The organism is Cellulosimicrobium cellulans, assembly GCF_016907755.1.
Classification (GTDB): Bacteria; Actinomycetota; Actinomycetes; order Actinomycetales; family Cellulomonadaceae; genus Cellulosimicrobium; species Cellulosimicrobium cellulans_D.
Genome location: NZ_JAFBCN010000001.1, coordinates 3,022,932 through 3,048,967 on the forward strand (window position 1 = coordinate 3,022,932; position 26,036 = coordinate 3,048,967).

24 protein-coding genes are annotated in these 26,036 nt (G+C 74.1%); 18 read left to right on the forward strand and 6 right to left on the reverse strand.

Annotated features, from left to right (window positions below; genetic code table 11):
* Nucleotides 1–17: 17 nt before the first annotated feature.
* The 5 genes from JOE63_RS13240 to JOE63_RS21700 all read left to right on the forward strand — a co-directional run bounded on the left by JOE63_RS13240 (nucleotide 18) and on the right by JOE63_RS21700 (nucleotide 5,710).
* Nucleotides 18–1,355 (forward strand): ABC transporter substrate-binding protein, encoded by a 1,338-nt coding sequence (locus tag JOE63_RS13240; RefSeq protein ID WP_374059035.1) that lies wholly within the window; start codon nucleotides 18–20, stop codon nucleotides 1,353–1,355.
* Nucleotides 1,356–1,434: 79 nt separating this feature from the next.
* Nucleotides 1,435–2,316 carry a carbohydrate ABC transporter permease gene (locus JOE63_RS13245; RefSeq protein WP_087472210.1) on the forward strand — a complete coding sequence of 294 codons (882 nt, stop codon included), beginning with the start codon at nucleotides 1,435–1,437 and terminating at the stop codon, nucleotides 2,314–2,316.
* Nucleotides 2,313–3,227 (forward strand): carbohydrate ABC transporter permease, encoded by a 915-nt coding sequence (locus JOE63_RS13250; RefSeq protein WP_307840094.1) that lies wholly within the window; start codon nucleotides 2,313–2,315, stop codon nucleotides 3,225–3,227. The genes JOE63_RS13245 and JOE63_RS13250 overlap by 4 nt, the downstream gene beginning before the upstream one ends.
* Nucleotides 3,224–4,243: a LacI family DNA-binding transcriptional regulator gene (locus JOE63_RS13255; protein WP_204542004.1), complete on the forward strand. Its 1,020-nt coding sequence runs from the start codon at nucleotides 3,224–3,226 to the stop codon at nucleotides 4,241–4,243. Before JOE63_RS13250 ends, JOE63_RS13255 begins: the two co-directional genes overlap by 4 nt.
* A 12-nt stretch (nucleotides 4,244–4,255) precedes the next feature.
* The gene (locus tag JOE63_RS21700) at nucleotides 4,256–5,710 is read left to right on the forward strand and encodes a glycoside hydrolase family 32 protein (protein ID WP_204542006.1); all 1,455 of its coding nucleotides are present in this window, start codon (nucleotides 4,256–4,258) and stop codon (nucleotides 5,708–5,710) included.
* 34 nt (nucleotides 5,711–5,744) lie between these two features.
* Here JOE63_RS21700 and JOE63_RS13265 read toward each other — a convergent pair whose 3' ends face one another.
* Nucleotides 5,745–6,416 carry a VOC family protein gene (locus tag JOE63_RS13265; RefSeq protein WP_204542008.1) on the reverse strand — a complete coding sequence of 224 codons (672 nt, stop codon included), beginning with the start codon at nucleotides 6,414–6,416 and terminating at the stop codon, nucleotides 5,745–5,747.
* Between the two features lie 249 nt (nucleotides 6,417–6,665).
* Here JOE63_RS13265 and JOE63_RS13270 point away from each other — a divergent pair, with 249 nt between their 5' ends.
* Entirely contained in the window at nucleotides 6,666–7,361 is a 696-nt protein-coding gene (locus JOE63_RS13270) for an MHYT domain-containing protein (RefSeq protein ID WP_307840095.1), read from the forward strand.
* A gap of 19 nt (nucleotides 7,362–7,380) precedes the next feature.
* On the opposite strand, the gene JOE63_RS13275 is transcribed toward JOE63_RS13270, so the two are convergent.
* Both JOE63_RS13275 and JOE63_RS13280 read right to left on the reverse strand, forming a co-directional pair.
* Entirely contained in the window at nucleotides 7,381–7,827 is a 447-nt protein-coding gene (locus tag JOE63_RS13275; RefSeq protein WP_157759645.1) for an SRPBCC family protein, read from the reverse strand.
* 39 nt (nucleotides 7,828–7,866) lie between these two features.
* Nucleotides 7,867–8,601: a hemerythrin domain-containing protein gene (locus JOE63_RS13280; protein WP_204542014.1), complete on the reverse strand. Its 735-nt coding sequence runs from the start codon at nucleotides 8,599–8,601 to the stop codon at nucleotides 7,867–7,869.
* Between the two features lie 216 nt (nucleotides 8,602–8,817).
* On the opposite strand from JOE63_RS13280, the gene JOE63_RS13285 reads away from it, so the two are divergent.
* From JOE63_RS13285 to JOE63_RS13315, 7 genes are all read left to right on the forward strand, one after another.
* The gene (locus JOE63_RS13285; protein WP_204542017.1) at nucleotides 8,818–9,429 is read left to right on the forward strand and encodes a hypothetical protein; all 612 of its coding nucleotides are present in this window, start codon (nucleotides 8,818–8,820) and stop codon (nucleotides 9,427–9,429) included.
* A 176-nt stretch (nucleotides 9,430–9,605) separates the two neighbouring features.
* Nucleotides 9,606–10,364, forward strand: coding sequence for an ABC transporter ATP-binding protein (locus JOE63_RS13290; RefSeq protein ID WP_204542020.1), 759 nt, complete (start codon nucleotides 9,606–9,608; stop codon nucleotides 10,362–10,364).
* Nucleotides 10,361–11,230 carry an ABC transporter permease subunit gene (locus JOE63_RS13295; RefSeq protein WP_204542024.1) on the forward strand — a complete coding sequence of 290 codons (870 nt, stop codon included), beginning with the start codon at nucleotides 10,361–10,363 and terminating at the stop codon, nucleotides 11,228–11,230. Before JOE63_RS13290 ends, JOE63_RS13295 begins: the two co-directional genes overlap by 4 nt.
* A gap of 1 nt (nucleotide 11,231) precedes the next feature.
* On the forward strand, nucleotides 11,232–12,047 hold the full coding sequence (locus JOE63_RS13300; RefSeq protein ID WP_204542028.1) for a hypothetical protein: 816 nt from the start codon (nucleotides 11,232–11,234) through the stop codon (nucleotides 12,045–12,047).
* Between the two features lie 31 nt (nucleotides 12,048–12,078).
* Nucleotides 12,079–13,515, forward strand: coding sequence for a sensor histidine kinase (locus JOE63_RS13305; protein WP_204542031.1), 1,437 nt, complete (start codon nucleotides 12,079–12,081; stop codon nucleotides 13,513–13,515).
* Nucleotides 13,512–14,183 carry a response regulator gene (locus tag JOE63_RS13310; RefSeq protein ID WP_087472223.1) on the forward strand — a complete coding sequence of 224 codons (672 nt, stop codon included), beginning with the start codon at nucleotides 13,512–13,514 and terminating at the stop codon, nucleotides 14,181–14,183. The genes JOE63_RS13305 and JOE63_RS13310 overlap by 4 nt, the downstream gene beginning before the upstream one ends.
* 107 nt (nucleotides 14,184–14,290) lie before the next feature.
* Nucleotides 14,291–17,050, forward strand: coding sequence for a cation-translocating P-type ATPase (locus JOE63_RS13315; protein ID WP_204542034.1), 2,760 nt, complete (start codon nucleotides 14,291–14,293; stop codon nucleotides 17,048–17,050).
* A gap of 10 nt (nucleotides 17,051–17,060) precedes the next feature.
* Here the strand turns inward: JOE63_RS13315 and JOE63_RS13320 are convergent, their stop codons facing one another.
* The 3 genes from JOE63_RS13320 to JOE63_RS13330 all read right to left on the reverse strand — a co-directional run bounded on the left by JOE63_RS13320 (nucleotide 17,061) and on the right by JOE63_RS13330 (nucleotide 21,620).
* Nucleotides 17,061–19,724 carry a LuxR C-terminal-related transcriptional regulator gene (locus JOE63_RS13320; protein ID WP_204542037.1) on the reverse strand — a complete coding sequence of 888 codons (2,664 nt, stop codon included), beginning with the start codon at nucleotides 19,722–19,724 and terminating at the stop codon, nucleotides 17,061–17,063.
* 98 nt (nucleotides 19,725–19,822) lie between these two features.
* Complete coding sequence (locus tag JOE63_RS13325) at nucleotides 19,823–21,226, reverse strand: hypothetical protein (RefSeq protein ID WP_204542040.1); 1,404 nt, start codon at nucleotides 21,224–21,226, stop codon at nucleotides 19,823–19,825.
* A 10-nt stretch (nucleotides 21,227–21,236) separates the two neighbouring features.
* The gene (locus JOE63_RS13330) at nucleotides 21,237–21,620 is read right to left on the reverse strand and encodes an SHOCT domain-containing protein (RefSeq protein ID WP_087472227.1); all 384 of its coding nucleotides are present in this window, start codon (nucleotides 21,618–21,620) and stop codon (nucleotides 21,237–21,239) included.
* Between the two features lie 185 nt (nucleotides 21,621–21,805).
* Here JOE63_RS13330 and JOE63_RS13335 point away from each other — a divergent pair, with 185 nt between their 5' ends.
* From JOE63_RS13335 to JOE63_RS13355, 5 genes are all read left to right on the forward strand, one after another.
* On the forward strand, nucleotides 21,806–22,360 hold the full coding sequence (locus tag JOE63_RS13335) for an SHOCT domain-containing protein (RefSeq protein ID WP_087472228.1): 555 nt from the start codon (nucleotides 21,806–21,808) through the stop codon (nucleotides 22,358–22,360).
* 138 nt (nucleotides 22,361–22,498) lie between these two features.
* On the forward strand, nucleotides 22,499–23,536 hold the full coding sequence (locus JOE63_RS13340; RefSeq protein WP_087472229.1) for an ABC transporter substrate-binding protein: 1,038 nt from the start codon (nucleotides 22,499–22,501) through the stop codon (nucleotides 23,534–23,536).
* A complete protein-coding gene (locus JOE63_RS13345; protein WP_087472230.1) occupies nucleotides 23,533–24,351 on the forward strand; it encodes an ABC transporter ATP-binding protein in 819 nt (272 codons plus the stop codon). Before JOE63_RS13340 ends, JOE63_RS13345 begins: the two co-directional genes overlap by 4 nt.
* Nucleotides 24,348–25,244: an ABC transporter permease gene (locus JOE63_RS13350; RefSeq protein WP_204542043.1), complete on the forward strand. Its 897-nt coding sequence runs from the start codon at nucleotides 24,348–24,350 to the stop codon at nucleotides 25,242–25,244. Before JOE63_RS13345 ends, JOE63_RS13350 begins: the two co-directional genes overlap by 4 nt.
* A gap of 55 nt (nucleotides 25,245–25,299) precedes the next feature.
* Complete coding sequence (locus JOE63_RS13355) at nucleotides 25,300–25,959, forward strand: GntR family transcriptional regulator (protein WP_021483335.1); 660 nt, start codon at nucleotides 25,300–25,302, stop codon at nucleotides 25,957–25,959.
* Nucleotides 25,960–26,036 lie beyond the last annotated feature (77 nt).

Sequence of the window (26,036 nt, forward strand, 5' to 3'; positions counted from 1 at the left end):
CAACGGAGATGTCGACCATGGCCATCAGGAAGCGCACCGCAGCACTCCTCGCCGCCGCCGTGACCACCGCCCTCGCGCTCACCGGGTGCGCCGGCGGTACCGGTGGTGCCGACCCGACCGACGTGAACCCCGAGGGGGAGATCGAACCTCGCGAGATCTCCTGGCTCCTCTCGCGACCCGCCGACGGTGGCGTGATCACCGCGATGGAGCAGATCGCCGACGAGTACGCGGCCGAGCACCCGGGATTCTCGCTGAACCTCATCACCACGCCGGACCGGCCGTCGTACATCCAGAAGTACGAGACCCTCGCGGCCGCGAACAAGCTCCCGGAGCTCTTCGACACCGACGCCACGCCCTTCGCGCAGAAGCTCGCGAGCCAGGACCGGATGATCGACGTCGACGCGCTGCTCGACGACCTCGGGCTGGCCGAGGACTACCGCGAAGCGGCGCTGGGCTATCAGCGGTTCGACGACGGTTCGCTGTACATGGTGCCGTTCGAGTTCCAGCTCGAGTTCTTCTGGTACAACACCGCGCTGTTCGAGAAGGCTGGCGTCACGGTCCCCGCGACGCTCGACGACTTCCCGCAGCTGTGCCGGGACCTGCGTGCCCAGGGCATCACACCGATCGCGCTCGACGGCCAGGACCAGTGGCCGCTCGAGCGGTACATGGCGTACTACCCGTTCCGCATGGCCGGGCCGGAGTACGTGCAGGACCTCAAGAACGGCGACGCGTCGTTCGCCGACCCCGCCGGCGTCGCCGCCGCCGAGTGGCTGTCCGAGCTCGGGGAGGCCGGGTGCTTCCAGGAGGGCTTCTCCTCCACGGGCTACGCCGACGCCCAGGCGCTGTTCACCTCGGGGAAGGCCGCCGTCTACAACATCGGGACCTGGGAGCTCGGCAACCTCGCGACCGAGGCGCTCGACCCGGGGGTGCGCGACGACGTGGACTACTTCACCCTCCCGACGGTCGACGGCGCCGTCACCACGGACGACGAGTACGTCACGCCGTCCGGTATCGGCATGGCGGTCAACGCCCAGACGTACGACCCCCTGGTCCGCGACTTCCTGAAGTTCGCGCTCGAGCGGTACCCCGAGATCTACGCGACCACGGGTGCGATCTCTCCGACGACGACCGTGCAGACCACGGTCCCCGCCGACGCGACCCCCCTGTACTCGCGCGCGGTCGAGCAGGCGGACACGGTCGGGCCGAAGATCGCGATGCCCTGGGACACCCAGCTCGACCCGGCCACCAACACCCGGCTCCAGCAGGAGCTGACGCTGCTGGTCCAGGGCGACATCACTCCCGAGGAGTTCGTGACGACCATGGACGCGACGCTGCGGGAGAACATCGATGGCTGACACCGCCGCGGTCGACGTCGCGGCCCGACCTCGACCCCTCCCTCGACCGCAGTCACGGCGCACGCCGCTGAGGTCGTCGATGCTGCCCCGCCGGTCGCGGACCGCGGTCCTGGTCTTCCTGGTGCCACCGCTGGTCCTGTACGGCGTGGCGGTGCTGCTGCCGATCGTGCAGTCCCTGTTCCTGAGCCTGTTCCGGTGGGACGGGATCAGCGCCATGGACTTCGTCGGCCTCGACAACTACACCAAGATGTTCACCCGCGACGACGTCTTCTGGACCGCGTTCGGCAACGCCCTCGGCTACCTCGCGATCTGCCTCGTGCTCCAGCTCGGCGGCGCGCTGGCCGTCGCGGGACTGCTGACGGCGCTCCCCCGCGCGCGCGAGCTCGTCAAGACCCTCTACCTGCTGCCGGCCGTCATCTCGACCGTCGCGATCGCGTTCCTGTTCCAGCGCATCTACTCGCTCGAGCCCGTCGGCCTGCTCAACCAGATCCTGGGATGGGTCGGGCTGGAGAGCCTGCAGACCGCGTGGCTGTCGAACGTGGACACGGTGCTCGCCGCGGTGTCCGTGCCCGAGGGCTGGCGGTTCACGGGCCTGTACATGCTCATCGTCTACGCGGCGCTCATCGCCGTGCCCCGCGAGCTCGAGGAGGCGGCACGCCTCGACGGCGCATCGTGGTGGCAGGTGTTCTGGCGCATCCGCTTCCCCTACATCCGGCCGGTGTGGATCACGACGACGATCATGGCGACGACCTTCGCCCTGCGGGGGTTCGACATCCCGTACCTGCTCACCAACGGCGGTCCCGGCCAGGCCTCCGAGCTGCTGACCACCTACATGTACAAGACCGCGTTCGTGCACACGGACTACGGCTACGCCAGCGCGATCTCCGTGTTCATCGTGGTCGAGTGCCTCGTCGCCGTCGGCCTCATCTTCCTCCTGCTCCGTCGAAGGGACGACTCGTGACCACGCCCCTCCTGGCCCGGTCCACACCGGACGCCTCGCACCCCGCGCGACCACCGGCCCGCGCACGCTCGTCGCGCTCGTCCCGGCTCCGCGTCCAGCGCACGCTGCTGACCGTCACGATCGTCGCGATCGTCGTCGTCCAGGTCTATCCCCTCGCCTGGCTGTTTCTCACAAGCTTTCGCACGGCTGCCGACTTCGCCGGCGGCAACCCGTTCGCCATCCCCGGCGAGCTGACGCTCGACAACTACTCGCGGGCGTTCGCGACCGGCAACCTGTGGTTGAACATCGTCAACAGCTTCGTCGTGACGCTCGGTGCGAGCGCGCTCATCGTCGTCGCCGGGATGATGGGGGCCTTCGCGCTGCAGGTGCTCGGCTTCCGGTTCAGCGGGCTCGTGCGCGCCCTGTTCCTGCTGGGCATCATCGTGCCCGTGCAGATCGCGCTCGTCCCGCTCTTCGTGGACTACGCGCAGGTCGGGCTGCTCGACACGTACGCCTCGATGATCATCCCGCTCGCGGCGTTCTCGCTGCCGATGGCGATCTACCTGTTCTCGTCCTTCTACGAGTACATCCCGCGTGAGATGTACGAGGCGGCGTCGCTCGACGGCGCGGGCCCGTACCGGATCTTTGCCCGTATCACGACCCCGCTGTCGGTGAACACGATCATCACGGTGGTCCTCGTGAACAGCATCTTCATCTGGAACGACTTCATCTTCGCCAACACGTTCGTCCTGTCCGACGGGCTCAAGACCATCCCGCTCGGCCTGCAGAACTACATCGGCGCGATGGGGAACACCGACTGGACGGCGACCTTTGCGGCGGTGTGTGTCACCGTGACCCCGTTGCTGCTGGTATTCCTCGTCCTGAACAAGGCGATGATCAACGGACTCGAGAGCGGGGCGACCAAGGGATGAGCACGGCAGGCAACAGCAAGCACGGGGCGACAGTCACCATGCGTGACGTCGCCAAGCTCGCGGGCGTCTCGGTCGCCACGGTCTCGCACGTCGTGAACGACAAGCCCGGTGCGCGCATCGGCAAGGACGCCCGGCGACGGGTGCACGAGGCCGTCGAGCAGCTCGGCTACCGCCCCAACGCCCTGGCGAAGACCCTCTCCCGTGGCACCTCCCCCTTCATCGGCCTCGTCGCCGACGAGATCGCCACCACCCCGTTCGCCGGTCAGATCATCCACGGTGCGCAGGACGAGGCGTGGAAGCACGGCTACGTGCTGCTCGTCGCCAACACCGACGGGAACGTGGCGGCCGAGAACGACGCCATCGCGATGATGCTCGAGCACCAGGTGCGGGGAATCCTCTACTCCACCTGGTACCACCGCGAGATCGTCGTCCCCGAGTCGCTGCACCAGACCGACACGATCCTCGTCGACTGCTTCGCCGACGGCAGCGGGCTGCCCGCCGTGGTCCCCGACGAGGAGCAGGGCGGGCGGACCGCCACCGAGGAGCTCCTCACCGCCGGGCACCACCGCATCGCCTTCCTCAACACCACCACGCCGTCCCCCGCCCAGTCGGGTCGTCTGGCCGGGTACCGCGCCGCGCTCGAGGCGGCCGGCGTCGACTTCGACCCCGCGCTCGTCCTGTCCGTGGCGCCCGAGCAGGAGGGCGGCTATGCCGCGACGGCGCACGTCGTCGAGTCCGGAGCGACCGCCGTGTTCTGCCACAACGACCGCGTGGCGATGGGTGTCTACGACGGCCTGCGCGAGCGCGGGCTGCGCATCCCCGACGACGTCGCCGTCATGGGATTCGACAACCAGGACGTCATCGCCGCTCACCTGCGCCCGACCCTGTCCACGGTCGCGCTGCCGCACTACGAGCTCGGCGCAGCGGGCGTGCGGACGCTCCTCGGCGTCGACCCGGCACCGGACGACCAGCCCCGTCTCGTCGCCTGCCCGCCGGTCCGCCGGCACTCGGTCTGAGGACGCGCGCCCGTGCGAACGACGAGCGCCGACGTGCCGCGGCCCCGCTTCCACTTCACCCCCCGGCGACACTGGATGAACGATCCGAACGGCCTGGTGCACCACCGGGGCCTGTGGCACCTGTACTTCCAGCACAACCCGGAAGGTTCCGACTGGGGCAACATGAGCTGGGGCCACGCCACCAGCCCGGACCTGGAGCACTGGACCGAGCACCCGGTCGCGCTCCCGCACCGGACCGGCGAGCAGATCTTCTCCGGCTCCGTCGTCGCCCCACGTGCTGACGACGACGTGCTCACCGCCTACTACACGAGCGCGTACGACGACGGGCGTCAGGCGCAGTCACGCGCGACCAGCCACGACGGCGGCTTCACCTGGGAGACCGACACCGCCAACCCGGTCCTCGACCGGGGCACCACAGCCTTCCGCGACCCCAAGGTGATCCGCTACGACGACGGTCGCACCGCTCGGTGGGTCATGCTCACCGTCGAGGCGGACGACCGCCAGGTCCTGCTCTACACGTCCGACGACCTGGTGTCCTGGGAGCACCTGAGCACCTTCGGTCCCCTGGGTGCGGCGGGTGTCGTGTGGGAGTGCCCCGACCTGGTCCGGCTGCCCCTGGACGGCGACGCCGACGATCCCCGGTGGGTCCTCCTGCTCAGCACCAACCCGGTCGGCGACGACCCCGACCCCGCGGGCTCGTCGATGCACTACGTCGTCGGGCAGTTCGACGGGACGGTGTTTCTCCCTGACTCGCCCGAGCTCCACCGGCTCGACCACGGCCGCGACTACTACGCGGCCGTCACGTTCGACGACGCCCCGGGCGGCGAGGCCGTGACGATCGGCTGGATGAGCAACTGGCGCTACGCGCACGTGTTCCCCTCGACGCCATGGCGTGGGGCGATGTCGCTTCCGCGCGTCCTGGCGCTGCGCACCGTGCACGGGCAGCCTGCTCTCGTCCAGGCGCCGCCGCACTTCGTCCGCCGGCAGCTGGAGCAGGCGGCGCCGACACCGGTCGCCGTGGGCGTCCGCCCCACCGAGCTCTCGCTCACCGGTCACTCCCTGCTCGAGCTGCGCTGGGATCCGGCCTCCACCGGCTCGCTCTCGCTCCGGCTGCGCGGGGACGCGGACGCCTTCGTGGACCTCGTGCACGAACCCGGCAGCGGGAGGCTTCGCCTGGTTCGCGGGGGCCCCGCAGCCGAGGCGGTGCACCCCGACCTCCCGTCGACCAGCACCGTCGCGCTGCCGGGGAACCGCCCTGCACAGGTGCTCCTCAGCCTTGACGGCCCCCTCCTGGAGGTATTCGTCAACGACGGCGAGGCGACTGCGTCGAACCTGGTCCTCCTCGGCGCCGCGGGTGTCACCGCGAGCCTCGGGACGGCACGACCAGGAACCGTGCACGTCACCGCGGTCGACGTCGAGTCGGCGACCGCCCCCGACGCTCTGCTGCCGGCCACCGCGACCGGCTGACCCGCCGAGCTCGCGCGCCTGAGCCCGCCCGCGGTCAGCCGTCCGTGTCGGTCCAGGACGCGACGTCGACGCCGTGGTTGTCGGGCGACGCGAGCGACCACCACGCCGGGGCGTGCGAGTCGTCGGCCAGCCGCCCGCCGGCGGCGAGCGCGGCGTCCACGCGCGCCCATGCCTGGTCGGCCGGCACGAAGACGTCGAGATGGGTCCGTCCGCGTCCCGGGGAGTCGCCGGAGATCGGGTTGAAGGCGAGCTGCGGGCCGCACCGCAGCGGGTCGACGGCGTCCGTGTCGCCGAGCTCCTCGTAGCCCAGCACGGCCGTGAAGAACGGCCGCACGTCCGCCTGGGAGTGCTGCGCGACGTAGAGACCGACCGACTGCGCACGCGTCGGGTCGGGCGTCAGCGACAGCTCGGCCGCCGTGCGCGACACGCTCGCCGCGAAGTCCGGAGCCGTCGCGGGGATGCCGTCCGGGTCGCGGTACGGGACCCGGACGACGACTCCCTCGGGACGCACGTCGACGTCGGGCAGGATCCCGGCGCGCTCCGCGGCCTCGACGACCGCCGGGACCAAGGCCGCGGCACGCGCGAGGGACGTCGCCGTGAAGACCGCCTGCGGTCCCGTCCCGGTGACGCGCCAGTCGGACACGCCCGGTGCTCGGTGGAACTCGGCCGCGGAGATCCGTCCGCGCTCGCTCGTCGACTCGCCCATGCGCTCCCCTTCGACGTCGCCGGGGCCGACCCCGGCACAGCCCGGGCCCGCGGGATCTCATCGTAGCGAGGTGTCCTCGGCCCGCCTCGGGATGCGCGGTCGGACGTCCCGCTTTACGGTGGCATGTCCTTTCTGATGCTTTTGAGGCGGTATGCAATGCTCGACGTCCATCACTTCACCTACGGAGCCGTGACTCCGCTCATCTCTTACGCTGCCGCGGTCTCCGGGTCTGCCTGCGGCCTGTCCGCGGTGTCCCGGTCCCGTGTCGACGCGCCGTGGCACGTGCGCTCGGCGTGGCTGTGGCTGGGGGCCGCGGCCATCGGAGGTACGGGCATCTGGGTGATGCACTTCGTGGCGATGCTCGGGTTCACGGTCACCGGCATGCCGATCCACTACGACGTGCCGCTGACGATCGTCTCCGCACTGGTCGCCGTGGTGGTCGTGTCGGTCGGCCTGCACCTGGTGATGATGTTCGGCTACCGTCCCCTGCTGCTGGTCGTGGGAGGCTCCGTGGCCGGGCTCGGCGTCGCCGGGATGCACTACATGGGCATGGCGGCGATGCGCATGCACGGCACCGTGCACTACAGCGCGGTCTCCGTCGTCCTCGCGGTGCTCATCGCGGTCGCCGCCGCGACGGCGGCGCTCTGGCTCTGCGTGCACGCACGGGGCGGGCTGTCCATGACGGTGTCGGCCCTCGTCATGGGGGTCGCGGTCGCCGGGATGCACTACACCGGCATGTGGGGCGTCTCGGTGACCGGTCAGCCGGGCGCACCGGACGGCGGCGTACCGATGCTGGACCTGCTCGGTGCCCTCCTCGTCGGGGGCGGCGGCTCCGTCGTGCTCCTGATGTTCGTCGTGGTCGGCTCCCGGACGGAGAGCGAGCGGCAGCGGCACGAAGCCTTCCGGGACCGCATGGCGCGGGAGACCGTCCCGGTCCGCCGGTAGCGGTACGCGGGGTGCCGCCTCACGGCCGACGCGCGCGCGCCCGGTCCTCCGTCTCGAGGACCCGGCGTAGGCCCGTGAAGTCGCGCAGGAGGATCCGCGCGAGGACGGCCGTCGGGAGAAGGGCCACCAGCCGGAGCCCGGCGGCGACGTCACCGTGGTAGTCGGCGCGGACACGCGTGCCGCCACCGTCCGGCGTGGTGACGTACTCGACGCGAGAGTTCCAGGGCGCCGTGGAGTGCCACACGACCCGCCGGTCGGGCTCGACGACCTCGAGCACGTCGGTGAACCGCACCCGGAAGGGACCCACGCGGTCGACGGCGGCCCAACGACTCCCGACCCGCAGCGGCCCGTCGTCGACCGGGCTGCGGGAGACGACCGCGGGCGCGAACTCCGGCCACCGACCCGGGTCGGCGAAGTAGGGGAAGACGCGCGACGGCGGGTGGTCGAGGTGGACGTCGAGCGTCACGCGTCGCCACACGGTCCGTCCCCCTCCCGGCACCCGGTGTCAGACCATCGCGGGCACGGGACGGTCCGGGTAGAGCTCCCGCATCGCGTTGTCGTACCGGCGCCTCAGGAGGAGGAGGTACAGCACCCGGACCGGGGCCGGCACGTTCGCCCGGAACCAGTCCTCCCGTTCGGCCTCGGGGACGCTCGCGACCAGCAGCCCGAGCTGCAGCGCCATGACGTCCTTGCCGAGCTCCTTGCGGTGCGCCATCAGCGTCGCGCGCGTGTGCTCCTCCATGAAGTCCCACTCCTGCTGCGACATCACCTCGCCTGCGACGGGAAGGATGTCGCCCTCCTCCTGCCCGAGGTGCGCGGACAGCAGGTCCCGCAGCGCCTCGAGGTCGGCGGCGAAGGCGTCGCGGAGCCCGTGGTCGGCGGTGGCCACCCACGGTGCGAGCTGTGGCTCGATCCGCGCGAGGTGCACCGCGACCTCGGCGTGCTGCGCCCGCATCTGCCCGACGTGCAGCGCGCAGGCGGGTGCGCGGGCCTCCAGCCTGTCCCAGAGCACCATGTCCTCGGTCTCGTGGTGCATGTGCAGCGCGAAGAAGTCGAGGTGGGCGTAGCGCCCGACGACGGCGGAGCGCGCGGTGTCCCCCGGCGCGACCTCGCGCACCAGCACGGGAAGCTCGCGGTAGAGCCAGCGGAAGATCCGGTGGACGAGGAACATGCCCGACGTGTCGCACCCGGCGTGCTGGCCCGCGGGCAGCGGTCCGGGGGGAGGCAGCCTGCTGGTCATCTCGTCCTCCGCCCGATCGGTCGACCCCGGTGTCGTCGTGGCGCTCTCCGACGCTACGCCCGCCCGCCGCCGGGCGACAATCCCCGCGCCGCGCATTCACCCGGGTAGCAAGAAGCCCCGCCGTGTGGAGCGACGGGGCTTCTCGATCCGCTGTCTCATCGGATCCCGCCGGCGCTCTCGCGCCGGAAGCATGCCCCCAGCCTATAGCGTCGTCGCGTGACCACGAGCGCCCTCCCCGACGACGACCGGGTCGAGCTGCTCTGGCTGCCGGTCGGCGCCGACGGTCGTGTCGTGCGTCGGACGAGCGCGTGGTGGGAGCGCGCGTGCGCGCTCGCCGAGAGACGTCGTCCCCGCCCGTTGTTCCACGCCGCGCTCGACGTGCGCCTCGGCGGCGTCCCGTACACCGTCGAGATGACCCCCGCGTGGGGCGCTGCCCCGACCGACCGTGGCGTCGTCGCCACCGGACCGGTCGGCGCGCGACCGCTGGGCCGGTCTCGCTGGTTCCGGTACGAGGTGCGCTGCTGGCCCTACGGGGTGATCCCGGACCGTGCCCACGCCGTCGGGCCGCCCGTCGTCGTCGCCTCCGACACCGCCGCGGTCGCCCGGCTCCTGGACGCGGTCCCGGCCGTCCCCGCGCTCACCTGGGGCCGCCGCCCGCCCGGTGCTCGCGCCATGTGGAACTCCAACTCGCTGGTCGCGTGGCTGCTGGCGCGCGCCGGTGTCCCGACCGGCCACGAGCCGCCCGGGGGCGGTCGCGCCCCGGGCTGGGCGGCCGGCGTCGACGTGGCGCAGCGGTCGGCGGAGCGGCACGGCCCGGGCAGAACGTGACGCCCGGCACCCGGCCACCGCCGGTCCCACCCCAGCACGACCACCTCCTCCTCGAGGAGGAGGGCCAGCCCGCGCCGATCTCGGCCGCCGGCGGGAGCCGCGGTCCCGGTGGCCGTCCGTAGCGTCGACGACGGCGGCGTCCAGGACCGGGCGCGCCGGCGACGACGGGAGGACGCATGATCCAGGTGGAGGGGCTCACCAAGCGCTACGGGCCGACGACGGCGGTGGACGGGCTGTCGTTCACGGCGCGGCCCGGCACCGTGACGGGGTTCCTCGGCCCGAACGGGGCGGGGAAGTCGACGACGATGCGCGTCGTGGTCGGGCTCGAGCGGCCCACGTCGGGCACGGCGACCGTCGACGGCCGCCGGTACGCCGACCTCCCGGCGCCGCTCCACGCCGTCGGGTGCATGCTCGACGCGCGGTCGGTCCACCCGGGGCGCACGGCGTTCCGGCACCTGCGGGCCCTCGCGCGGACCCACGGGATCGGCCGCGCCCGCGTGGACGAGGTCATCGGGATGACCGGGCTCGAGAGCGTCGCCGGACGGCGCGCCGGGACCTTCTCGCTCGGGATGGGGCAGCGCCTCGGCATCGCGGGGGCGCTGCTCGGCGACCCCGGGACGCTCATCCTCGACGAGCCCGTGAACGGCCTCGACCCCGACGGCGTCCTGTGGGTGCGGGGGCTCGTCCGGGGCCTCGCGGCCGAGGGACGGACCGTGCTCCTCTCCTCGCACCTCATGCACGAGCTCGCGCTCTGCGCCGACCGGGTCGTCGTCATCGGCCGGGGCCGGCTCCTCGCGGACGCACCGGTCCAGGAGCTCGCCGAGGACGCGGGCTCGCTCGAGGACGCGTACCTGCGGCTCACCGCCGGAGCGGTCCAGTACCGGGGCCGCGCCACCGGCGAGACCGACCGCGCCGCGACGGGCGGTGCCCGATGACCGCCGCGACCCCCGCCCCGGTGCGCACTCCCCCGGCCCCTGCGCGGTCGACGCCCCGGGGCCCGACGTTCGCGCGCGTCGTCGGCTCCGAGTGGACCAAGCTCACGAGCCTCCGGTCCTCCTGGTGGGCCGCCACGCTCACGGTCGCGGTCTCGGCCGCGCTGACCTACCTCTCGGCCCAGGCATCGTCCGTGGACCCGGGGTTCGACCCGCTCGGCTCCCTCACGTCCGGCCTGTTGCTCGCCCAGGTGCCCCCGCTCGTCCTGGGCGTCCTCGTCGGGACGGGCGAGCACAGCACGGGGACGTTCCGCACGACGTTCGTCGCCGTCCCGAGGCGGTGGCCCGTGCTCGCCGCGCAGACCGTCGTCACCGCCGCGTTCGCGCTGCTCACGGCCGCCTTCGCGGTGGGCGCCGCCGTCCTCGCCCTGCTCCCCTCGGCCCGGGCCCGCGGCATCGCTCTCGACCTCGGTCACGACGGGACGCCCCAGGTCCTCGGCGGGATGGTGCTCCTGCTCGTCGCGATGGCCGTCCTCGGCCTGGCGCTCGGCGCGCTGCTCCGGCGGCCGGTGCCCGCCCTGACGGTCGCGGTCCTCGTCGTGCTCGTCCTGCCCGTCGCACTCGTGCTCGCGGCCGACGTGGCGGGCGACCCGCTCGCCGCGTCCGCGGGCGTCCCGCCCGCCCAGGCCGCCGTCAACACCGCCGTGACGTTCCTCCCCGCCGGCGCCGGGTCCCTGCTGACGACCGAGGGCGCCGTCGAGGGAGCTCCCGACCTCGGCGCGTGGGGCGGCGGGCTCGTCCTGGCGGCGTGGGTCGCCCTGCCGCTCGCGGTGGCCGGCGTCCGTCTCCGCACGCGGGACGTGGTCTGACGTGGCCGCGACGACACAGACTCCCGCCGTCCGCACCGGGGTCCGCCCGCAGGTGACCCTCCGCCGGGTGCTCGCGGCCGAGTGGGACAAGCTCACGAGCCTGCGCGCGACGGGCTGGCTCGCCCTCGCGACGGTCGCGGCCGCGGCGGCGAGCGCCTGGGCGCTCGGCCTGTTCGTCCGGCCCGACGACGGCGCGTCCGGTGCCCCCGTGGCCGTCGCCGGGTACGTGCTCGCCCAGCTCGGGTTCCTCGTGCTCGGCGCGACGACCGGCGCGGGCGAGTTCCGCACCGGCACGGCGCGCGTCACCTTCGTCGCGGTCCCCCGGCGGATCCCCGTGCTCCTGGCCCAGGTGCTCGTCACGACGGCGGCCGCGGCCCTCACGGCCGCGGTCGCGCTGGGCGCGGCGCTCGCGGCGCCGCGCGCGGCGACCGGGCTCGTGCTGGACGTCGCGGACCCGGAGACGGCGCGCCTCCTCGGGGGTTTCGTGCTCTACCAGACCGGGGTCGCGCTCGTCGGGCTCGGGCTGGGGGCGCTGCTGCGCCGGCCCGACGCCGCGCTCGTCACCGGGGTGGTCCTGGTCGTCGTGCTCGACCACCTCCTCGCCACGAACCCCGGCCGGGTCGCCGACACGGCGCGCGCCCTCCTCCCGGGCGTCGGGACGCGCCTCCTCCAGGGCGACGAGCGGCTCGCCGCCCTCGATGCGACGACGCTGGGCCCGCACCTCGGTCCGTGGGCCGCCGGCCTCGTGCTCGCCGCGTGGGCTGCCGTGCTCCTCGTCGCGGCGGGGTACCGCCTCCGGCGCCGTGACGTCACCTGACGGGGGCGGGTACGGATGGGAGAGTGGCCCCATGCCTCTGCCGTCCCCCGCCCCGCCCGCGCACGGGGTGGCCGACGACGTCGCGCTCACCACGCACGACGTCCGGCGGCGCGGGTCGGTCGGCCGGCTGGTCGAGGAGCACCCGCGCGTCGCGGACGCCGCGCTCGCCGTCGGCGTCGTGACGCTCGGGCTCGTGACGGCGGTCCTCGGGCTCGCGACCGTCGAGGGGTCCACCAGCCTCGGCTTGTTCCGGCCCGACGAGCCCGTCGCCCAGGTGGTCGTCGCGGCGTGGCTCGCCGGCGCCGCCCTCGGGGCCGCGCTCCTCCTCGCCCGCCGCGCGCGACCGCTCGTCGTCACGGCCGCGCTCACGGCGCTGGCCGTCGCGTCGCTCGCGAGCGCGGGCGTGCTGGGGGTGCTCGGGGTGTGCCTCGCGTGCGCGGTGCACGCCGTGGCCGCCACCCGCCCGCCGCGCACGGCGTGGCTGACGTGCGCGGCGGTGCTCGCCGTCGTCACGGTGGCGCTGTGGTGGTGGCAGGACATCGGCCTCGCCGAGATCCTGCTCTGGAGCGACCCGGTCGTCACGCCGGACGGCGACCCCGTGCGCGACCTCGCCGAGCCGCCCTTCTCCCCCGGCCGCCGGTCCGCGTCCGTCTCGCTGCTCCTCGCGCTCCTGCTCCTCGGCATGGCCACGGGCTCGGGCGCGCGCGCCCGGCGGCTGCACGCCGAGGACCTGGCGGAGCGCTACCGGGCCATGGCCCGCGACCGGGACCAGAGCGCGGCGCTCGCCCGCGCGGCCGAGCGCACCCGCATCGCCCGCGAGATGCACGACGTCGTCGCCCACAGCGTCTCGGTGATGGTCGCGCTGTCCGACGGCGCGGGCGCCGCGCTCGACCGCGCCCCCGACCGCTCGCGCGAGGCCCTGCGGGAGCTCTCCCGGACGGGGCGCGAGGCGCTGACCGACATGCAGCGCGTTCTCGGCGCGCTCGACCCCGGCGACGAGGAGCCCGTGGCGCCGGACGGGCGGCCGGAGCCGACGGCGACGGACCTCGCGGCGGTCGTCGCGCGCTTCCGCGCCGCGGGCGTGCCCGTGACGGCGACCGGCCTCGACGTCCCGCTCCCGGACGACACGTCGCTCCGGCTCGCGGTGGTGCGGGTCGTGCAGGAGGCGCTGACGAACGTCCTGAGGCACGCGCCCGGGACGCCGACGGCGGAGGTCGAGGTCCGGCGCGGCGCGGACGTCGTCGAGGTCGAGGTCCGCGACGCCGGTGGCACCCGACCCGGCGCGGGCGGCGGGACCGGCCGCGGCATCCTCGGCATGCGCGAGCGCGCCGCCCTGCTCGGCGGCAGCGTCGAGGCCGGCCCCCGCCCCGACGGCGGGTGGGTCGTGCACGTCGCCCTTCCGTGGCCCGGGCCCCGGGACGAGCCGCGCGACCCGCCGCACGACGAGGACGAGGGAGGGCTCCCGTGACGACCGTGCTGCTCGTGGACGACCAGGCGCTCCTACGGATGGGCTTCCGGCTGGTGATCGAGTCGGAGCCCGACCTCGAGGTGGTCGGCGAGGCGTCCGACGGCCGGGTCGCGCTCGACCAGGTCGCGGCGCTCGCGCCCGACGTCGTCGTCATGGACGTCCGGATGCCCGGGATGGACGGCATCGAGGCGACCCGCCGCGTCGTCGCGGAGCACCCCGGGACGCGCGTGCTCGTGCTGACCACGTTCGACGTCGACGAGTACGCGTTCGCGGCGCTGCGCTCCGGCGCGAGCGGCTTCCTGCTGAAGAGCGCCCGCCCGCACGACCTCGTCGAGGCGATCCGCACCGTCGCCGCGGGGAGCTCTGTGGTCGCGCCCCGGGTGCTGCGCCGCATGCTCGACCTCTTCGCCCCGCACCTGCCCGCCGGAGAGCAGCCGGCGAACGACGGCCTCGACCCGCGCCTGCGGTCGCTCACGCCTCGCGAGCTCGACGTGCTGCGGCGCGTGGCCGAGGGCCTGTCCAACGCCGAGATCGCCGAGCGCCTCGTGCTGTCGTCGACGACGGTCAAGACGCACGTGGGCAACCTCCTCGCCAAGCTCGGGGTCCGGGACCGCGTCCAGGCCGTGATCGTCGCCTACGAGAGCGGGCTGGTCGGGTCGAGGTCCTGACCCGGCGCTCCCGGCCGTGCCCGGTGCGCCGCGTTCACCCCCGCCGGGTGAGGCTCGGCCCCGGGTCCGCTGCGACGGTGGTGACGAGCGCCGGAGAGGAGCCCACGATGACGGCTGCGCAGATCCCCCGACAGCAGGTCCCTCCCGCCACGGGCCCGTGGCACACCGCCTCGACGGAGGCCGTGTGCGCGGCGCTCGACGTCGACCCGGCGGTCGGGCTGACGACGGCGCAGGTCGGCGAGCGGCGCGCCCGGTACGGGCCCAACGCGCTCGCGGAGGAGCGCAAGGAGAAGCCGTGGCAGGCGTTCCTGCGCCAGTACCGGGACCTCATGCAGCTCGTCCTCGTCGGGGCTGCGGTCGTGAGCATCATCGCGCTGGGCGACGTCACGACGGGCGTCGTCGTCCTCGGTCTCACCGTGCTCAACGCCCTCATGGGCCTGCACCAGGAGGGCAAGGCCGCCCAGAGCGTCGCGGCGCTGCAGCAGATGCTCGTCATGACGGCCACCGTGCGCCGCGACGGGCGGCAGGAGCAGGTGCCCGCGGAGGAGCTCGTGCCGGGCGACGTCGTCGGCTTCGAGGCGGGGAGCAAGATCCCCGCGGACGGGCGGCTGCTCGTCGCGGCGTCGCTGGAGATCGAGGAGGCCGGCCTGACCGGCGAGAGCACCCCGGTCGCCAAGGGCGTCGAGACGGTCGTCGCGGACGACGCCCCGCTCGGCGACCGCACCGACATGGCGTACATGAACTCGCAGGTGACGCGCGGGCGCGGCGAGATGGTCGTCACGGCTACCGGCATGACGACCGAGGTGGGCCGCATCTCCGGGATGCTCAGCGGCGTCGAGCAGGACAAGACGCCGCTCACGCGCCAGCTCGACCGCATCACCGTGATCATCACGGTCATGGCGGCGATCGCCCTCGTCGTCGTGGTGGTCCTGGGCCTGGTGCGCGGCGAGGACTTCGACAGCCTCTTCGTGGTCGGGATCAGCCTCGCGATCGCCGCGATCCCGACGGGGCTCCCCGCCGTGGTGACGATGCTGCTGTCGCTCGGCACGCGCCGGCTCGCCGAGGAGGGCGCGATCGTCAAGCGCCTCAAGTCGGTCGAGACGCTCGGGTCGACGTCCGCCATCTGCTCGGACAAGACCGGGACCCTCACGCTCAACCAGATGACGGCGCGCCGCCTCGTCCTCGCGGGCCGCCGGTTCTCGGTCGACGGCGAGGGCTACTCCACGACCGGCCGCATCCTGGCGGCCGCGGGCTCGACGGACGTCCCGCTCGAGCCCGTCGCGCTGCCCCTGGCGCTCGCGAGCGACGCCGTCGTGCGCGACGGCGAGTGCATCGGCGACCCCACCGAGGGGGCCGTCGTCGTCCTGGCCGCGAAGGCGGGCCTCGACGTCGAGGAGACGCGGGCCGAGCACCCCCGCGTCGCGGAGGTCCCGTTCGACGCGGCGTACAAGTTCATGGCGACGTTCCACGACATCGACGGCGTGCTCACGTGCTTCGTCAAGGGCGCCCCGGACGTGCTGCTCGCCCGGTCGAGCCGCTACCTCACCGCCGACGGCGGGACGGCGCCGCTCGACGACGACGCGCGGGCGCGCGTCGTGGCCGAGAACGACGCGCTCGCGGGCGAGGGCATGCGCGTGCTCGCGGTCGCGCGGCGGACCGTCGGCGGGGACGAGCTGTCCGGGGAGCTCCTCGACGCGGTGCGCGACCTCGAGCTGGTCGCGCTCGTCGGCATCGTCGACCCGCCGCGGCGGGAGGCGCGCGACGCCATCGCGGAGTGCCGCGACGCCGGCATCCGCGTCCGGATGATCACGGGCGACCACGTCACCACCGCGGCGGCGATCGCCGGGCAGCTCGGCATCGAGGGCCGCGCGCTGACCGGGGCCGAGTTCGCGGCGATGTCGGACGCGCAGCTCGAGGCGGAGGTCGGCGAGATCGGGGTCGTCGCGCGCGTGGCGCCCGAGGACAAGGTCCGCCTCGTCGACGTGCTCAAGCGCACGGGCGACGTGGTCGCCATGACGGGCGACGGCGTCAACGACGCGCCCGCCCTCACGCGTGCGGACATCGGCGTCGCCATGGGCATCACCGGCACCGAGGTGACCAAGGACGCCGCGGAGATGATCCTCACCGACGACAACTTCGCCACGATCGTGGCCGCCGTCGAGGGGGGTCGCGGGCTCTACGACAACCTCATGAAGTACATCCGCTTCCAGATGGTCGTGCTCGTCGGGTTCATCCTCACGTTCGTGGGCGCCGGGATCTTCACGATCGCGGGCGGCACGCCGCTCACGCCGCTGCAGATCCTCTGGGTTAACTTCGCGATCGACGTGCTGCTCGCGATCGGTCTCGGCTTCGACGCCGCGACGCCCGGCCTCATGCGCCGCCGCCCCCGGCCGCCGACCGAGCCGGTCATCGGGCGCGGGCTCGGGGTCCGGCTCGCCGTCGGCGGCGTGCTCATCGCCGTCGGCTCGCTCGTCGCCGTGGCGTGGGGCGAGGCCGACGCCGACCTGGCCGTCGCGACGACGATGGGCCTCACCGCGATGTCGCTCCTGCACGTCGTCGCCGCGCTCGAGTGGCGCGACCCGCGGGCCAGCATCCTGTCGTTCGAGACGCTCGCCAACGGCCGGTTCGTCGTGCTGCTCCTGGCGTCCCTGGGCCTGACGTTCCTCGTCACGACCCTCGACGGCCTCCAGCGGATCTTCGGCACGGTCGACCTCGACGGCGGTCAGTGGAGCGTGTGCGCGCTCGTCGCGCTCGCGTTCCTCGTCCTGGCCGAGCTCGGCAAGCTGGTGCTGCGGCAGGTCGACCGGCACCGGAGCACGCCCGCCGACGCGGGCGCGCCCGCCCGGGTCTCGCCCGCGCAGGTCTGAGGGCGGCGGCTCAGGACACGACGCCGAGCTCACGGCCTCGACGCACGGCGTCGCGGCGCGAGCTCACGCCGAGCTTGCGGTAGACGGACTTGAGGTGCGCCTTCACGGTGTTCACCGAGACGAAGAGGTCCTCGGCGATCTCGACGTTGCTGGCCATCGACGGCAGGACGGCGAGGATCGCGAGCTCCCGCTCGGTGAGGGGCTCGACGAGCGGGGCCGGCTCCGGTGCGCGGTCGGCCGGGTCGAGGTGGGCGCGCAGCCGCTCGGAGAGCGCGTCGTCGCGCGCGGCGACCGCGCGCGCCAGCGCCGGGCGCAGCTCGCGCACGACGACGGTGAGGAACGGGCGCGCGAGCCGCTCGACGGCGGCGAGGTCCAGGGCACGTGCCAACGGGACCTCGACGCGGCGGGTGCCCGCCCGCGCCAGGGCCGACGCCTCGACGAGTGCCGCCTCGACCCGCACGACGTCGTCCACCTCGTCCTCCCCCGCGTCCACGAGCCCCGCGACGGCGCGCAGCGCGGCCCCGGTCCGCCCCGTGACGAGCAGCTCGCGGGCGCCGCACACCGCGGCGACGGCGGCCGTGCCCAGCCCTTCCCGCCGGACGCGCACGGGGAGCGCCGGTTGAGTCCCGTCGTCGAGCAGGCGGACCGCCGCCGTCGCCCGGACCCACAGGTCGGCGAGCACCGGGGGCGTCACGACGGGCCCGAGCGCGCGGTCGGCGCCGACCAGTGCGTGGCGCGCGGCCCCGGCGTGCCCGCGGTCCGCCGCCACCAGGGCCTGGAGCAGCCGGACGGCCGCCTCGGACGCCGGCTCGCGTCCCCCGGCGTCGGCTGCCAGCGCGTGCGCAAGCTCCCGGTCGAGGGCGTCGTCCGACGCGCGCAGGTACAGCACCCAGGCCCGGGCCGCGTGGGCCGGGCGCACGTGGGCGTACCCGTCCCAGCCCCGGGGCTCGGCCTCCGCGACGACCGCGCGAGCGACCGCGTCGCCCTCGTCGAGCCGGCCCTCCGCGACCGCGAGGAGGGACATCGCCGCCCGAGCCCCGAGGACGAAGAGCTGGGGTGCCCGCCAGGCGCGGCCGGGAGGCGGCGCGAGCTCGAAGGCGGGCGTCGCCGGCTCGGGGCCTACCGAGCACCAGGCGAGGCCCGCGGCGCGGTGGGCTTGCGCGAGGCCTCGGTAGGTGTCGAGCGCGGGGAACGGGTACGGCGCCGCGTCCGCGGTCGCGAGGGCGGCGCCGGCCGCCGTCGCGAGGCCGCGCACGTCGCCCGTCGCGCGCGCGATCGAGGCGTCGAGCAGCTCCAGGAGCACGGCCGCGGCGGGCTGCTCGGCGGGGTCGAGGAGGTCGCGGGCCGTCGCGACGTGCCGACGAGCGGCGTCGAAGCGCTCGTCGACGTACGCCAGCGCGCCGGCACACAGGTGCAGCCGTGCGTCCACCCCGATCGTCGCGTAGGGCACGTGACGCAGGGTGTCCGCGACGGTCTCGCGGTGCGGGCCCGCGAGCTGGGCGGCCGCCCCCTCCACGAAGACCTCGCCCACGAGCGGCCAGTCCTCCGCGGCGGCGGCGTGCTCGAGGGCTCGCACCGCTTCGCCGTCGCGCGCGAACCAGCGCGCGGCTGCACGGTGCGCGTCGCGCAGCCGCACCGGGTCCTCGACCCGCAGCTGGCTCAGGAGCATCTCGCGCAGGAGCGGGTGGTACCGGTACCAGGTGCGGTTCTCACCCGCCGTCATGACGAAGCCGTCCGCCGCGGCGAGGCCCGGGAGCAGCCGGTCCGCCGGGGCCTCCGGGTCGAGCGCGGACGCGAGGTCGGGGCAGACGGCCGAGGCGACGCTGGTGCGGAGGAGGAAGCTCCGGGTCTCCGGCTCCTGCCGGTCGAGGACCTCGGCGAGGAGGAACTCCGCCGCCGAGCGGTCGGCGCGTGCGCGGCTCGCCGCGTCGTCGGCCTCGACCCACAGGCGGACCCCGACCGCCCAGCCGCCCGTCTCGTCGAGGACGCGCTGCGCACCGACCGTGGACAGCGGCCGCCCGTGGGCCGTGGCGAGCGTCGAGACGGCCGCGGCATCGAACGCGAGGTCGGCCGCACCGACCTCGGCGACCTCGCCCTGCGCGCGCAGCCGCTGGAGCCGCACCAGCGGGTCGACGCGCGTGAGCACGACGAGGTGGAGGGGCAGCGGGTAGCGCAGCATGTCGTCGACGGTCGCCGCGACGTCGGCGCGCGCCGCGTGGTGGAAGTCGTCCAGCACGAGCACGACCGGCTCGGGAAGCTGCTCGACGGCGGCGAGCACCCGCCGCAGGAGCGCGGGCGAGAGCCGCGGCGGGACGACGAGCGTCTCGAGCGGGTGCCCCGGAGGGACGACGCCCGCGGCGCGCAGCGCCGAGAGGACGTCGGCCCAGAACGCGGCCGGCTTGTCGTCGAACGGCTCCAGCGTCAGCCAGGCGACCCGCGGGCCGGTCGCGGCGCGCGCCCACCGAGCCACCGCGGTGGTCTTGCCCCAGCCGGGCCCGGCCGACACGAGCGTCAGGCGCCGCGCCACCGCGGCGGCCACGAGCGCCTCGACGGCGGGCCGCGGAACCGTGGAGGCGGGGAGCGCCGGGACCGAGGTCCGGGCACGCGTCGTCTCGAAGGTGTCGGCGACGAGCGCGACGTCCTCCTGCTCGGCACGCGGCTCGACCGAGGTCATGAGGGCAGGCTATTCCCGCGGCCGGGGAGGCGCAGGACGAACGCCGGGTGGAAGAGGTCAGGCCCGCTAGGCCCCGGACGGCGGGACGACGTCGTCGATCACGGCGAGCCCGCCGGCTCGGTGACCACGGGCGGTCGGGCGAGGATCTCGACCACGACGAGCAGGAGGCCGGCGACGAGCGCGACGCCGACCACGAGGCCCGGCGTCAGGGATCCGGCGAGCAGCAGGACGACCGCCGCAGCCCCGATGACCAGGACGCGCACGAACGCCTTGTGCCGCCCGAGCCAGTCGCCCACGGGACCCGCCGAGACCCCGCGGCCCTCGCCCCAACCCCGCACCGTGGCGCCCATGCGCCCGAGCCCCGCGCGCAGGCTGCGCGCCGACTCGCTCGGCCCGCCGAGGTACGCGGCGAGCGCGACGACGAGGCCGAGGACCCCCACGGTGCGCAGCGTGAGGCGCAGGTAGCCCACGGCCTGGTCGAACACGACCTCGGCCGCGTCGAGGCGCAGGACCTGCCCGGAGAGCGCACCGAGGTAGAGGCCGCGCGCGACCGCGAGCCCGACGCCGAGCCCGACCATCGCCCCCGTCAGCGCGAGCCCGGCGACGACCAGCGCGCGCGACCGACGGTTCGCCACGAGGACCCCAGCGGCGAGCAGGCCGAGCACGACCCACGGCAGCCACGTCGTGAGCGTCACGATCTGCGCGTACCGGTTCTGGAGCATCACGAGCTCCGCGGACTGCGCGATGGTGAACGTCGCGTCCACCGACGGGATGCGTGCGGCCACGTCCAGCCCGCGGTCGACCAGCCGCTCCTTGAGCAGGTCGATCAGACCGGAGAGCTGGATGCTGAGGCGGCCGTCGTCGACCTGGAGGATGTCGCCGTCCTCGCCGCGCATGACCGAGACGAGCTGCTGGTGCGCCACGCGGTTCGCCTGGAGCCAGGCGCCCTCGAACGCGTCGCTCTCCACGAGCCGCGTCGCGGTCTCGTGGACGAGCGACTCGACGCCGCTCTGGAGCGGCGCCTCGAGCGCGGCGAGCGCCTGGGTGGCGCGCGGCGGGACGTCCCGCTCCTCCAGCCCTCCGACGAGGTCGTCGACGAGCGCCCCGACGTCGATGCGAGACATGACCTCCTCGGTGAGGCGTCCCGCGACGGCGGACTGCACGACCGGGTCCGCGGCGAGCGGGCCGACGGTCGCGACGTACCGGTCCGTGTCGGTCAGCTCCCGCTGCGCCCACGCCGAGACCGCGCCCAACGGGGCCAGGAGCGCGCCCAGGGTGATGAGCACGGCGCACGCCACGGCCCGCAGGCGGCGTCGGGGACGGCGCACGGCGGTCGGCGGCGCTGTGCCCGTGCCCGGCACCGCCCCGTCGCCGCCCGGGCCTGGTCGTTCCTCGAGGCGGCGCCGCAGCTCCGCGTTCTCGCGCTCCAGCGCGGCGAGCCGTGCGGCCACGTCGTCGGTCGCGGTGCCGGCCCCGGCCCCGGGCTCGCTCTCGTCGGTCATCCCCGGCCTCTCAGGCGAGCGCTCGCGCCTTGAGGCGGGCGAACTCGTCCGCGTCGATCGTCCCGGCGTCGTAGAGCGCCTTCGCGTCCGCGATCTCGCTCGCCGGCGAACGGCCGGTGCTCGCGGTCGCCCGGACGTAGTCGTCCATCACCTGACGCCGCGCGCGGTCCTCCTCGGCGTGCCGCTCGGCCATCCCGCGCCCGCGGGCGATGACGTAGATCAGCGCCGACAGGTACGGGACGAAGATCAGGGCGATGATCCACAGCGCCTTCCACCAGCCGCTGAGCGCCTTGTCGCGGAACAGGTCGGCCACGATCTGGAACAGCACGACGAGGTACGCGATGAAGAAGAACCACCACACCATGAGCCAGAACCAGTCCCAGAAGCCGTCCATCAGGCACCCCTCGTCTCAGGTCGCGAACGTTCGCGATGCTCCCACTGTGGGTCGCGGGACGCCACCGGTACTCACCCGCCGGGGGTAGTCGCCGAGGCGCCTCCCGGGTGCCACCCGCACCGGGTGATCCGCGCTGCCCGGTGCGCGCACATCCTGGACCGACGTGGGCGAGCCGGGAGAGGCGCATGGACGGCACGACGATGGTCGAGGTGACGGTGCTGGGGCCCGTGACGCTCCCTGCCGCCGACCTGGCGGAGCTGGGCGTGCACCGGACCGCGGAGTGCACGCTGCTCGAGGCGACGGTGCGCGACCAGGCCGCGCTCTACGGGTTGCTCCAGCGGCTCGCCGCGCTCGGTCTCGAGCTCGTCGAGCTGCGCACCGCGACGCCGGGGCAGCGGGCCGACGTCGAGGTCGTCGTCCGCGGTCCCGTGGGCGCGCTGGTGCAGGAGATGCTGCGCGACGTCGGCCGCGCCCTCCCCGGGTCGCTCACGTCCTACCGGCTCCGGGACACCGACCTGGCCGGCCTGCTCGCCGTGGTCTCCGGCCTGCGCGAACCCCCCTCCGGCGACGACCCGCCGCCCACCGCTCCCCCGGACCCGCCCGCCACGCCGGGGCAGCGCGCGTCCGACGCGATGGACGTGCGGATCGCGCAGCTGCGCGAGCTGGCCGCGCTGCGCGACCAGGGCGTCCTCACGGACGCCGAGCTCACGGAGCAGAAGGCGCACATCCTGGGGACGTGACGGGCCGGAGACCGTCCGCTGTTACATCGTCCCAACATTCGAGACATCCAGGGTCACGCTAGGGGCAACTGATGCACTAGCGCATAGTGCCAAGCACATCACGACGCGCTTGCTCGTGTGTCAGACCCAGGAGGACTCATGGCTATCTCACGCCGCTCGTCGATCACCATCTCGCTCGTCGCGGCGGCGGGGGTCCTCACGGGCTGTGCGGGCGGGAGCGACCCGTCCGGCGGCGGGGACGACGCCGCGCCGCAGATCTCGTTCCTCTACTCCCCCTACGCGGACTACGCGCCGTTCTTCCTCGCGGAGGACAAGGGGTACTTCGAGGAGGCGGGCGTCGACGTCGAGCTCCTCGCCAAGGGCGGGACGTCCGGCGAGACCTACCAGCTCGTCAGCACGAACAACGTCACGGCCGGTGGCGCGACGTGGGGCGCGGGCCTGTTCAACGCCACCGAGGCCGGCGCGTCGCTCTCGGTCATCGCGAGCGTCTCGCGCGTGCCGGAGAGCGGGCCGAACCCGGCCCCGTTCGTCGTCGCGGCCGACTCCGGCATCACGTCGATCGAGCAGGTCGCCGGCAGCCGTGTCGGCATCCCCGGTGACGGCGGCTTCGGCATCTACTCGGTGGCCAAGGCGCTGGAGGCCGGCGGCCTCACGCTCGACGACGTCGAGCTCGTCAACGTCGGCCCGCCGGAGACAGGTCCCGCGCTCGTGGGCGGCTCCGTCGACGCCGCCTGGTCGATCGAGCCCATCTCGTCGTCGCTGGAGAGCGAGGGCATCGCGTCCGAGATCCTCCCGATCGACTACCACGCGGGCACCGAGCTCGGCGCCCTGGTCTTCAGCACCGAGTACGTCGACGAGCACCCCGACGCGGTCGTCGCGTTCACGGCCGCGTACCTGCGCGCCGCAGCGGAGCTCGAGGCGGGCGGCTGGGACGACCCGGCGAACCAGGAGATCATCGCGCGGTACACCGAGCTGCCGGTCGAGACGCTCACGTCGCTCGCGCTCACGGAGCAGGACCCGACGGGCGAGATCGACTGGGAGGACGTGCACGCTCAGGAGCAGTTCTTCCGCGACCGCGGCACGCTCGAGTACGAGGGCGAGGCGGACGTCGAGAGCATCTTCCGCGCCGACCTCCTCGAGCAGGCGCGCGAGCGGGCTGCGGAGCTCGGCTCGTGACGGCCGTCTCCGTCGAGGGCCTCTGGAAGGGATTCCACGACCGTCGCCGCGACGACGTGCTCGTCGCGCTCCAGGACGTGTCGCTCACCATCGAGGACAACGAGTTCGTCTGCGTGCTCGGCCCCTCCGGGTGCGGCAAGAGCACCCTCCTGCGCATCCTCGCGGGCCTGGAGGAGGCCGACCGCGGGACGGTGACCATGGCGGCGCGACCGTCCGTCGTCTTCCAGGACCACGGCGTGCTGCCGTGGCTCACGGTCGAGCAGAACGTCGAGTACCCGCTGCGCCTGCGCGGCGTGCGGCGCTCGGCCCGGCGCGAGCGCGTCGCCCCGCTGCTGGACATGGTGGGCCTCACGGAGTTCCGGGGCTTCTACCCGCACCAGCTCTCGGGCGGCATGCGACAGCGCACGTCGGTCGCGCGGGCGCTGGCCGACGACGGCGCGACCCTCCTCATGGACGAGCCGTTCGGCGCGCTCGACGAGCAGACGCGCGTCGTGCTCCAGCAGGAGCTGCTGAAGATCTGGTCGCAGACCTCGCGGTCGGTGCTCTTCATCACGCACAGCGTCGACGAGGCGCTCGTGCTCGCGGACCGCGTCGTCGTCATGTCGGCCCGGCCCGGCCGCATCCTCGCCGACGTGCGGGTCCCGTTCGACCGCCCGCGCGACATCCTCGAGCTGCGCCGCGACCCCCGCCACGGCGAGATCACGTACGAGCTGTGGCGGCTGCTGCGGGACGCGGAGGCGCAGGACGCCGAGGCGCACGACGCGTCGGGGGCGGGCGAGCGGTCTGCCGCCGGTGCCCGGGAGGCGGCCGCATGACGACCCCGACCGACGAGCGCACCCCCGCCGGCCGGACCGGTTCCGCCGCGAGGGGCGACGCCCCGGGCGGGCCCCGGGACGCCGACGACCGCACGGCCGAGATCACGCGCGAGCTGACGGAGAAGCTGCGCCGGAAGCGGACGGGCCGCGTCGTGCGGATCGTCGGGCCGTTCACGCCGCTCCTGCTCCTCGCGGTGTGGGAGCTCGCGAGCCGGACCAACGTGCTCGACGCGCGGTTCTTCCCGCCGCCGTCGTCGATCGCCGAGACCTTCGCGCAGCTCGTCGGGAGCGGCGAGCTCTTCGAGCACGCGGGCATCACGCTCACGCGCATCGCGATCGGGTTCGTGCTCGGCGCCGTGCCCGGGCTGGTCCTGGGGATCGCGCTCGGTTCGGTCACGACCCTGCGCACGCTCCTCGGGCCGATCTTCGCGAGCCTGCTTCCCGTGCCCAAGGTCGCGATCTTCCCGCTGCTGCTCCTCGTGTTCGGCCTCGGCGAGGCGAGCAAGTACGTGATCGTCGCGATCGGCGTGTTCTTCTACGTCTTCTACAACGCGATGGGCGGCGTGCTCCAGACGCCGCAGATCTACTTCGACGTGGCGTCCGCCAACGGGGCGGGCCGGCTCCAGCGCTGGCGCACGGTCGCGCTGCCCGCCGCGCTGCCGAGCATCTTCACCGGGCTCAAGCTCGCCGTGGGCGGCGCGTTCGTCATCATCGCGGCCTCGGAGTTCGTCGGGTCGCGCAACGGCCTGGGCTACCTCATCTGGAGCTCCTGGACGACGTTCGCCGTCGCGAAGATGTACGTGGGCATCGTCACCATCTCCGTGCTGGGCTACCTCTCCACGACCCTGGTCACGGTGCTCGAACGACGTCTCGTGCCCTGGTCCCGTCAGTAGGAGGCAGCATGAACCGATCCCACCACGACCCGTCCCGCGTGCCCGGGGGCGTCGCATGAGCGTCGTCCCGGCCGCGGACCGGATCTACCACGAGCTGCGGCGCCGGATCATCTTCACCGAGCTGCGCCCCGGCGAGGAGATCGACGTCACCGAGACGGCGTCCGAGTTCGGGACGTCGCGCACCCCGGTGCGGGACGCGCTCCACCGCCTCGACCACGACGGTCTCGTGGACGTGCGCCCGCGCGCCCTGTGCCGCGTCGCTCCGGTGACCCTCAAGACGCTCGTCGACGTGCTCGACGTGCGCGAGGCGACGGGACCGATGGCGACGCGCCTCGCGGCCGCCCACGCGAGCCCGGCCGAGGTCGACGAGCTCGCGGCCATCGCCGAGGGCACGTACCCGCAGGCGCAGGACGTGCAGTCGATCCTGTCGGCGTCGCACCTGTTCCACTGCCGGGTCGCGAAGTACTCGCGCAACCCCCGGCTGCACGCGATCACCGAGCTCGCGCTCGAGGACCTGGAGCGGGCGTTCCGGCTCTGCGGGCGCCAGCCCCTGGAGCCCGGGCCTCCACTCGACGACCACCGGCTCCTCATCGAGGCGCTCCGTGCGGGCGACGGCGAGCGCGCCGCCCGGCTCGAGCTCGAGCACATCCGCCGCGGTCGCAGCGTCGTCATGGGCCTCGCGATCGACTCCGGGGCGTTCTTCGGCGACGACTGAGCGTCTCTCCCGCGCGACGACCCGCACGTCCCACCCCGATCCACCCGCACGACCGACCCACCCTGACCACCCGAGAG

What these genes read in the sequence shown, in the direction of transcription:
- JOE63_RS13240 (WP_374059035.1), top strand. Translation starts at nt 18, where the DNA reads ATGGCCATCAGGAAGCGCACCGCAGCACTCCTCGCCGCCGCCGTGACC.
- JOE63_RS13245 (WP_087472210.1), top strand. Translation starts at nt 1,435, where the DNA reads ATGCTGCCCCGCCGGTCGCGGACCGCGGTCCTGGTCTTCCTGGTGCCA.
- JOE63_RS13255 (WP_204542004.1), top strand. Translation starts at nt 3,224, where the DNA reads ATGAGCACGGCAGGCAACAGCAAGCACGGGGCGACAGTCACCATGCGT.
- JOE63_RS13265 (WP_204542008.1), bottom strand. Translation starts at nt 6,416, where the DNA reads ATGGGCGAGTCGACGAGCGAGCGCGGACGGATCTCCGCGGCCGAGTTC.
- JOE63_RS13280 (WP_204542014.1), bottom strand. Translation starts at nt 8,601, where the DNA reads ATGACCAGCAGGCTGCCTCCCCCCGGACCGCTGCCCGCGGGCCAGCAC.
- JOE63_RS13290 (WP_204542020.1), top strand. Translation starts at nt 9,606, where the DNA reads ATGATCCAGGTGGAGGGGCTCACCAAGCGCTACGGGCCGACGACGGCG.
- JOE63_RS13295 (WP_204542024.1), top strand. Translation starts at nt 10,361, where the DNA reads ATGACCGCCGCGACCCCCGCCCCGGTGCGCACTCCCCCGGCCCCTGCG.
- JOE63_RS13305 (WP_204542031.1), top strand. Translation starts at nt 12,079, where the DNA reads ATGCCTCTGCCGTCCCCCGCCCCGCCCGCGCACGGGGTGGCCGACGAC.
- JOE63_RS13315 (WP_204542034.1), top strand. Translation starts at nt 14,291, where the DNA reads ATGACGGCTGCGCAGATCCCCCGACAGCAGGTCCCTCCCGCCACGGGC.
- JOE63_RS13320 (WP_204542037.1), bottom strand. Translation starts at nt 19,724, where the DNA reads ATGACCTCGGTCGAGCCGCGTGCCGAGCAGGAGGACGTCGCGCTCGTC.
- JOE63_RS13325 (WP_204542040.1), bottom strand. Translation starts at nt 21,226, where the DNA reads ATGACCGACGAGAGCGAGCCCGGGGCCGGGGCCGGCACCGCGACCGAC.
- JOE63_RS13330 (WP_087472227.1), bottom strand. Translation starts at nt 21,620, where the DNA reads ATGGACGGCTTCTGGGACTGGTTCTGGCTCATGGTGTGGTGGTTCTTC.
- JOE63_RS13335 (WP_087472228.1), top strand. Translation starts at nt 21,806, where the DNA reads ATGGACGGCACGACGATGGTCGAGGTGACGGTGCTGGGGCCCGTGACG.
- JOE63_RS13340 (WP_087472229.1), top strand. Translation starts at nt 22,499, where the DNA reads ATGGCTATCTCACGCCGCTCGTCGATCACCATCTCGCTCGTCGCGGCG.
- JOE63_RS13350 (WP_204542043.1), top strand. Translation starts at nt 24,348, where the DNA reads ATGACGACCCCGACCGACGAGCGCACCCCCGCCGGCCGGACCGGTTCC.
- JOE63_RS13355 (WP_021483335.1), top strand. Translation starts at nt 25,300, where the DNA reads ATGAGCGTCGTCCCGGCCGCGGACCGGATCTACCACGAGCTGCGGCGC.